Origin of the sequence: Microbacterium sp. SCN 71-21 (assembly GCF_001725695.1) — a bacterium.
Taxonomy (GTDB): Bacteria; Actinomycetota; Actinomycetes; order Actinomycetales; family Microbacteriaceae; genus Microbacterium; species Microbacterium ginsengisoli.
Window position 1 is genome coordinate 1 of record NZ_MEGA01000089.1, and the last position, 8195, is coordinate 8195.

At 70.4% G+C, this 8195-nt stretch carries 9 protein-coding genes; 4 read left to right on the forward strand and 5 right to left on the reverse strand.

The annotated features are described in order from the left end of the window. On the reverse strand, positions 1 to 364 hold a 364-nt coding region (locus tag ABT08_RS11545), incomplete at its 3' end, for a DUF5131 family protein (RefSeq protein ID WP_288115047.1). Between the two features lie 549 nt (positions 365 to 913). Then, positions 914 to 2194 carry a PucR family transcriptional regulator gene (locus tag ABT08_RS11550; RefSeq protein WP_288115048.1) on the reverse strand — a complete coding sequence of 427 codons (1281 nt, stop codon included), beginning with the start codon at positions 2192 to 2194 and terminating at the stop codon, positions 914 to 916. 152 nt (positions 2195 to 2346) lie between these two features. Here ABT08_RS11550 and ABT08_RS11555 point away from each other — a divergent pair, with 152 nt between their 5' ends. Next, a complete protein-coding gene (locus ABT08_RS11555; protein ID WP_288115050.1) occupies positions 2347 to 2952 on the forward strand; it encodes a DUF1269 domain-containing protein in 606 nt (201 codons plus the stop codon). Between the two features lie 347 nt (positions 2953 to 3299). After that, on the forward strand, positions 3300 to 3740 hold the full coding sequence (locus ABT08_RS11560) for an Hsp20/alpha crystallin family protein (RefSeq protein ID WP_045247147.1): 441 nt from the start codon (positions 3300 to 3302) through the stop codon (positions 3738 to 3740). Positions 3741 to 3821: 81 nt separating this feature from the next. On the opposite strand, the gene ABT08_RS11565 is transcribed toward ABT08_RS11560, so the two are convergent. Continuing rightward, positions 3822 to 4571: an ABC transporter permease gene (locus ABT08_RS11565; protein ID WP_235557401.1), complete on the reverse strand. Its 750-nt coding sequence runs from the start codon at positions 4569 to 4571 to the stop codon at positions 3822 to 3824. Positions 4572 to 4648: 77 nt separating this feature from the next. On the opposite strand from ABT08_RS11565, the gene ABT08_RS11570 reads away from it, so the two are divergent. Both ABT08_RS11570 and ABT08_RS11575 read left to right on the forward strand, forming a co-directional pair. Further along, positions 4649 to 5245 carry a DedA family protein gene (locus tag ABT08_RS11570; protein WP_045247149.1) on the forward strand — a complete coding sequence of 199 codons (597 nt, stop codon included), beginning with the start codon at positions 4649 to 4651 and terminating at the stop codon, positions 5243 to 5245. Further along, positions 5242 to 6027 (forward strand): COG4705 family protein, encoded by a 786-nt coding sequence (locus ABT08_RS11575; RefSeq protein ID WP_045247150.1) that lies wholly within the window; start codon positions 5242 to 5244, stop codon positions 6025 to 6027. Before ABT08_RS11570 ends, ABT08_RS11575 begins: the two co-directional genes overlap by 4 nt. A gap of 42 nt (positions 6028 to 6069) precedes the next feature. Here the strand turns inward: ABT08_RS11575 and ABT08_RS11580 are convergent, their stop codons facing one another. Both ABT08_RS11580 and ABT08_RS11585 read right to left on the reverse strand, forming a co-directional pair. Continuing rightward, positions 6070 to 7113, reverse strand: coding sequence for an ABC transporter ATP-binding protein (locus tag ABT08_RS11580; protein ID WP_056208039.1), 1044 nt, complete (start codon positions 7111 to 7113; stop codon positions 6070 to 6072). Then, on the reverse strand, positions 7110 to 8195 hold a 1086-nt coding region (locus ABT08_RS11585; protein WP_288115053.1), incomplete at its 5' end, for an ABC transporter permease. The genes ABT08_RS11585 and ABT08_RS11580, both read right to left, overlap by 4 nt.

Below are 8195 nucleotides of genomic sequence, written 5' to 3' on the forward strand. Positions count from 1 at the left end.
ACGATCGCTTCGTGAGCACTTGGTAGGTGTGCTGCGGTGTGTCTCTGATGACATCGAAGACACGGTGAACGAAGTCGAGCGGTACGCGCGCGTGGAACAAGTCGGTCATCGAGTTGACGAATACGACTCGGCGCCCACCCCAGGTGTATGGCTGAACTAGGGCTGACTCATGCAGGGTGATCCCGAACCCGGGTCCCGATGTCAGAGGGTTCCCGTCGTTCTGGTACTTCTCCGCGCCCATGGCCTTCAACCGCTTCGCGAGCGTGAGGGCGTAACAGTGGTCGCAGCCCGGCGATACGCGATCGCACCCCGTGGTCGGGTTCCAGGTGACCTCGGTCCACTCGATGCCTGTCTTCCTTGGCATGTCGGTACGACCTTTCCGTTACGAGATCTGCGTTACGTGATATTCGTAGTGTATGGACACGGAGCCATCCCGGGAAGCACTGCGGCGCGTGTCACGTGCCGCCTTCGGGCAGAGTCATCGGTTGGAACTCATGCTTGAGATCGCTGACCTTGCAGATGGAATCTTCACGTTGACGCAGGTATCCAAGGCACTCGGCGTAACGATGAGCAGTCTTCAGAACGCACGCGACGCCTTGCTTGAGGTCGAGCTGATCTCGCGACTGCCCCAAACGGACTCTCGGTTCCAATACTTGGTTCGCAACGACAGTCCTGCGTGGCACTGGGCGCGCGACCTAGCGCAAATTGCGAGTCGCGCAGAACTCGGTCGCCCGGTCTCGTAGCGCAGCGAACACGCGGCACCGTTGGCTAATTGAGGGGCTGTTCACGCGAAGCCATCCATTCGAGGAGGCGCTTAATCTCCCATGAAGGGTTCGAAAGCCACCGCGTCGGGTCCGTCAGAAACCCCCGGATGTCCGGGGGTTTTCGCGTTGTCCGTGAGTTCTCGAGTGCGTCAGGAGTCGGCCTGCGCGCGGGCCGCGATGAACGCCTCGGAGGCGCGCACCTCGAGCGCGGCCTGGGTGGCCGTGGTGCGCTCGATGAGACGATGACCCATCAGCCGCTCGGCCTTCTCGAGCCTGCTGACCAGCGTGTTCCGATGGATGAACAGGCGGTCGGCGGCGGGTGCGATGCGCATGCGTGTGTCGAAGAACACTCGTACGGTCTCGCGCAGCTCGGCCATCTCGTCCGTGTCTGCCGACAGGTCTTGCAGCACTGTCTCGGCGAACCACATCGCCCGTTCCGGGTCCTGCAGCAGGAGCGCCCGCAGGGCGACGTCGCGGTAGAGCGCGCCGCGGCGCCGATGCTCGCCCCGACTCACCGCGAGCGCCGCGAGTGACTCGAGATGGCTTCTCCGGAAACCCGCGCGACCCGGATGGGCTTCGCCGATGCCGACGAGCAGTGTGTCGTCGAATCGCAGGGCATCGAGGGATTCCACGCGCACCGGGCCGTCTGTCGTGACCCAGAGCCAGACCTCGCCAGACCCTGTCGCGTGCCGCACCGAGCGCGTGGTGCCGACCGCGCGCTGCACGGCATCGGCGACCGCGTCCACCGCGCGCGGGGTCATCGTCGCTCCGGGCGGCGCGCCGATCGTGCTCGCCAGATGCCAGCTCTCGACCGGAACCCCCAGCACGGATGAGGCCACCTGGTCGTCGACCGCTTCTCCGGCGACGAGGGAGCGCACCATCGCCCGCCGGCGTGCGTGTTCCGACTGGAACGCACGGCGCCGCTCCGCATCGATTGCCGAGATGAACGCACCCACCCACCCGTCGACGGTCTGGGTCACGACGCGGGTGAGTGCGGGGACCTCGGCCGCCCCTCCGAGTTCGACCGCCCGAGAGACGAGGGCGTCGAGCCACGCATGCTGCATCATGCGCATCGTGTCGACGACTCGCCCCAGCGGAAGGTCGCGGGCGACGATGTCGTCGGCGAACGCGCGCTCTGCCAGGCGCTCGTCGGGGGTGGTCGGTTCCGATGCGAGGCACCGCTCGATCGCCTCGGCGAGCACGTGCTCGGCGAGGGCGCGCATGTGGGGCCACGGTGCGAGTGCGTCCGCATCGGGCCGCGCTCTCAGTACACCGAGCGTGTGGTCCACGGTCGCGACCACCCAGCGCACCGGCCCCTCGCCGAGTGCGGCATGCAGGCGTTCCAGCTCGTCGTCGGGCAGTGAGGCGGCCGTCGTGGGGGCGCCGTCGAGCGTGCACACGAACTCGCGCAGCCGACCCGGGGAGGACATGCGGTCAGCCTAGGCGCACCGTGCACTCTGCACAGAGAGTGCTGTGAAGAGTGGTCGAAGCGACCGATGAGCGGCGACGCGAACACCGCGATCGTGGTGGTCATGCGGGACAACCGCCCGCGAACATCCCCCGTGATCAGGAGGTCACCGTCATGCCCGAATCGAACATCATCGCCGTCACCTTCGACGACCGCTCGAACGCCTTCCAGGCGCTCAGCGAGCTGAAGGGCGCAGGCATGGAAGGCCGCGTCGACGTCGCCGCCGCGGCCGTCGTCACCCGCGACGCCGACGGGCGCATCTCGATGCCCGACGGCGTCGACAACAACGGCGCCGTGGGCACCTGGGGCGGCAGCCTCGTGGGACTCCTGATCGGCGTGATCGGCGGACCCATCGGCATTCTGCTCGGCTGGACGGGCGGGCTGCTCGTGGGCGGCGCCTTCGATCTGCGGCGCGTCGACCGCTCAGCGGGCGCGCTCGAGCAGATCAGCAGTGCCATCCCGATCGGCGGCACCGCCCTCGTCGCCGAGGTCGCCGAGTACGCCCGTGAGGTCGTCGACGGTGAGATGGCGAAGCTCGACGGCGTCGTCATCCGGCGCCCGCGCGAGGAGGTGCTCGACGAGATGGAGGCCGCCGAGGAGGCCTACCGTGAAGCCGAGAAGGAGGCGCGGCGTCACGCGCGTGAGCAGCGCAAGGCCGAGCGCAAGGCCGATGCGGCGGAGCGCACCGCGGCGCTGAAGGAGAAGCTCGGCGCCAGTTGATCCGCCATGCGAAGAGGGCTGCCGGTGCAGGAGCGCCGGCAGCCCTTCGCCGCGCGTTCGGCGGGCGGGCCGGGCGGAAGTAGGGTCTTCGGTCCGCCGATGGGCGTGGCATCCTTCGGCGAGCCGGCCTGCTCCGGGGGACTGTGCACAATGCGCAGTCGTGGGCTCCGGACCGCGATAGAGCGGTCCCTCCCCGGGATCTCCCCATTTCGCCGTCGGTGAACTCCGCCGCCTTCGCTGGCACTCTCACTGCCCGAGTGCTAATCTCGCACTAGTTGAGCCAATCAGACTCAACTTTCGCAGACCCGGGTGGATGCTGCATCCGCCCCGCTCACACAGGAGAACCCATGGCGACCTACGACCTGCTCCGCGACCTGGAGCGCTTCGCGACCACGACTCTCGACCAGACCCGCCGTGGTCCGCGCCAGATGCCGATGGACGTCTACCGCGACGGCGACCACTACGTGCTCACCGCCGACCTCCCGGGCGTCGACCCGGGTTCGATCGACGTCGACGTCGACGGACAGCTGCTCACCATCCGCGCCGAGCGCACCCTGCCCAGCGGCGAGGGCGTCAGCTGGATCACCCGCGAGCGGGAAGCCGGCGCCTACCTGCGCCAGCTGCAGCTCGGGCGTGGCATCGACACGGAGACCATCTCGGCGAGCTACCGCGACGGTGTGTTGAGCGTGACCCTGCCCGTCAGCGAGAAGGCGAAGCCGCGCAAGGTGGCCGTGGCCGGCGCCGCCGAGGCGGTCACCGTGACCGAGGGCGCGACTCCCGCCGCCTGACCCATCGACCGCGCCGACCCGCGCACAGACGGAGCGCCCCTGGCCCGAGTACGGGCCGGGGGCGTTCGCGCATTCCCGCAGCTAGCGCAGGTCGGCGGGTTTCACCCGCACCGGTCCCATCCAGAGCGCGACGAGCACGGATGTGACCGCCCCGGCCGCCATGATGGCCGCGAGCACGACGATCTGGAACCGGCCCGCCTCCAGCGGCGAGATCCCCCCGAAGATCGCGCCGACGAAGGCGCCCGGCAGCACGACGAGACCGGTCGTCTTGGTCTGGTCGATCGAGGGGATGAGGGCATCGCGCACGGCCTGCCGCGCCAGCGCCAGGGTCGACTGCCGGGGCCGCGCGCCGAGGGCGAGCCACCCCTCCACCTCGTCCCAGTGGTCGACGATTCCGCGGGTGAACATGCGGCCGGTGAGGGTCGCGATGCTCATGGCGTTGCCGATGACGATCGCGCCGATCGCCAGCGCGTAGCGTGCGGTCAGCTCGAGCGCACCGGTCGCGAACACGATCGTCGTCGCGAACACGACCCCCGACACGATGGATGTCGTCATCATCGCCGCGTGGCGCCGCGACCATCCGATGCGTCCGGTCGCCACCGACGCCGCGATCACGAACATCGCGACGAGGGTCAGTGCGATCAGCCTCGCGTCGGTGATGAGTCCGGTCAGCAGCACGCTGATCACCGCGAGCTGCACCGCGCCGCGCACGATCGCCAGCAGCGGCGACCACAGGCCCGGCACGCGGAAGGCGGCGAGCACGACCGTCGTGACGGCCGCGAGCACCCCGACACCGACGAGCGAGGGGAGCAGGTCGGTCGGCGGATTCACAGCGCGAGCGTAGCCCCGCGGCATCCTGACGCCCGAATCTCGGCGCATTCTTTGAATCGCACCGCCAGGATGGGCGCGTGAACATCATCGACAGTCTCGGAAGCCTCGGTCCCCTCGCCCTCGTGCTCGTCGCCGTCATCGTCTTCATCGAGAACGGTCTGTTCTTCCCCTTCCTGCCCGGCGACAGCCTCCTGTTCGCCGCGGCGATCCTCGCGGTGCCGCTGAACACCTCCTGGGTGCTGATCGCGGCGATCGCCGCGGTCGCCGCGATCGTCGGCGCCGAGCTGTCGTTCTGGATCGGTCGTCGCTACGGGCGGCGCCTCTTCCGTCCCGGGGCGCGGCTGTTCAAGCCTGAGTACCTCGCCGAAGCTCACGGCTTCTTCGAGCGCTACGGGGTGGGCGCGATCATCCTGGCCCGTTTCGTGCCGATCGTGCGCACCTACATCTCGCCCGCGGCGGGCGTCTCCGACATGCCGCGTGCCCGCTTCTCGATGTGGAACGCGATCGGCGCCGTGATCTGGGCGGGCATTCTCGGGCTCGCCGGCGCCCTGCTCGGCGGGGTGCCGTGGGTCGCCAACAACATCGAGTGGATCAGCATCGCGATCGTGCTCGTGACCGTCGCGCCGGTCGTCATCGGGGCGCTCGTGAAGCGCTCGAAGGCCAAGCGCGCATGAGCGCGACGACTTCGGATGCCGCGCCCTCGCGCGTGCCCGATCCGACGCCGTCGTTCTGGGTGGCCAAAGCCGCGTCGACGGCGCTGGGCGAGGCGCTGTCGGACTTCTCGATCCGGGTGCTGCCGCCGGTGGTCGCCGTGCTGATCGCGTTCGTGCTGTTCTGCGCGGCACTGGCGCTGCAGTTCACGCGCCGGCGCTACGTGCCCGAGGTCTACTGGTTCGCCGTCGCGATGGTGGGCGTCTTCGGCACGATGGCCGCCGATGTCGCGCACGTCGTCGTGGGCCTTCCGTATGCGGTGTCGGCGACGCTCTACGCGGTGTTCCTCGCGGCCGTCTTCCTCGTCTGGTGGCGGGTGGAGCGCACCCTGTCGGTGCACGCCATCACCACGACCCGGCGCGAGGCGTTCTACTGGGCGGCCGTCATCGGCACCTTCGCCCTCGGCACGGCGGTCGGCGACTTCGCCGCGGTGACCCTGGGACTCGGCTACGCTCCGTCGATCCTCGTGTTCGCGGTGCTCATCCTCGTTCCGGCACTCGGCTACCGCTTCCTGCGCTTCGGCGCCGTGTTCGCGTTCTGGTTCGCCTACGTGCTCACCCGTCCGCTCGGCGCCTCGGTCGCCGACTGGCTCGGCAAGCCCGTCGACGAGGGAGGGGTGGGCGTCGGCAGCGGCTGGGTGTCGCTCGGATTCGCGTTGGTCATGGTGATCGTCGTCGCGATCATCCGTCAGCGGCGCAGCGTGGCGGGCACGGCCCCGGTCGCCGCATCCGACCTCGGTCTGTGACCGGCGCGGCAGCCGCGCGGCATCGATCCGGCCGCTGAGCGCTCAGGCCGCGTAGAGCACGCCCGCGCCGTCCACCACGACGCCGACGGTGTCGCCCACGGCGGGAAGGTCGACGCCGAACACGCGCAGCGGCACCCGCGCCTCGGTGCCGTCGTCGCACACGACCGTGACGAGGGCGGTGCCACCGGTCTCGACGACGTCGAGCACGCGCATGGCGGGGGCCGTGGCATCCGTCGTCAGTCGAAGCTGCTCGGGACGCACCATGACGACGAGAGCGGATGCTGCGCCTGCCGCGTCCGTACGCACCGGCACGAGGCCGAGCGGGCATCGGGCCGACCCCGCCTCGCGTGTCGCGGGCAGCAGCACGGTGTCGCCGAGCAGGCGCGCGACCTGCGGCGTGGCCGGCGCCGCGTAGACCTCGGCGCAGCTTCCCGCCTGCTGGAGGCGTCCGCCGTCGAGCACCGCGATCGCGTCGCCGAAGGCGAGCGCTTCGGCGGGATCATGGGTGACGAGCACCGTCGTCACGCCGGCGCGGTCGAGGGCATCGACGACCTGCGTGCGCACCTGGGCGCGCAGCGCCGTGTCGAGGGCGCTGAAGGGCTCGTCGAGCAGCAGCACGCGCGGGTGGGGCGCGAGTGCGCGGGCGAGCGAGACACGCTGCTGCTGGCCGCCGGAGATCTCGTGCGGATAGCGCTCGAGCAGGTCGGGCTCGATGCCGGCGAGAGCGGATGCCGCGGCGACCGCGTCACCCCGGGCGCCACGCGCGACCCCGCCGAGGCCGAAGGCGATGTTTGCTCGCGCGGTCAGGTGGGGGAAGAGGGCGCCGTCCTGCGCGACGTAGCCGACCCGGCGGCGGTGCGACGCGACCTGACGCTCGGCGGAGGCGACCAGATCATCGCCGAGTCGGATCTCGCCGCGGGTGATGCGCTCGAAGCCGGCGATCGCCCGAAGGAGCGTCGTCTTGCCACTGCCCGAGGGGCCGACGACGGCGAGACGCTCTCCGTCCGCGAGCCGCAGCGAGACGTCGTGCAGCACGGGGTGTCCGCCCAGGGTCACCGACACCTGGGCGAGGTCGAGGGAGGTCATGCGGTCTTCTTCCGGCGGGCGTCGGCGAGGAGCAGTGCGACGCTCGGCACCGACAGGGCGATCAGCAGGATCGCATATGGTGCGGCCGATGCGAAGTCGGCGTTGATCGTCGCCGACCAGAACTGGGTCGCGAGCGTGCTGGTGCCGGCCGGGGCGAGCAGCAGGGTCGCCGTGAGCTCGTTCGCGCAGCCGAGGCCGGTGAGTGCGAGAGCCGCGCCGAACGACGAGAGCATGAGCGGCGCGGTGACCGTCAGCTTCGCGCCGAGCGAGCTGCGCCCGAGAGAGCGCGCCGCCTCTTCGAGCCCGCGCGGCACCTGGGCGAGGCCGGTGCGCAAGCTCACCAGCGCCCGCGGCAGGAACACGATGACGTAGGCCGAGATCACCGTGACCGGCGTCTGGTAGACGGCCGGAAGCACCCGCAGGGTGACCGTCACGAGCGCGAGGGCGACGATGATCGTCGGCAGGCTGCTCGCGAGGTACATCGCGCCTTCGATCACGCGGGACATGCGGCCCGGGTACCGCACCGCGAGCCACGCGCCGGGCAGGGCGATGATGGTCGCCGCGATCGCGCCGCCCGCCGAGAGCATCAGGGTCTGCCCGAGGGTGGAGAGCAGGTCGCCGGCCGCCCAGGCCTCCGGGCGCAGGGCCCAGCGCACGAGGCTCACGCCCGGCACACCGACAGCGAGTGCGAGCACGAGGGTCAGTGCCAGGGCCACGGGCACCGCGCGCCACCCGAGTCGGTGCGGCACGGCGGGGCGCGGCGCACCGCGGCCGATACGTGCGTAGCGCGCGGAGCCGCGTGCCGACGCCTCGCCGACGAGCAGCACGAGGCACAGCAGCGCGAGCACCACGCCGAGTGCGTTGGCGGCAGGACCCGCGAACGTCGACTGGAACTGGCTGACGATCGCGGTGGTGAAGGTGTCGAACCGCAGCAGTGCGAAGGCGCCGTACTCGGCGAGCAGGTGCAGCCCGACGACCAGTCCGCCGCCGAGGATCGCGATGCGCAGCTGGGGAAGGGTCACGCGCAGGAAGGTGCGCACGGGGCCGTGCCCGAGCGCGCGGGCGGACTCCTCGAGCGACGG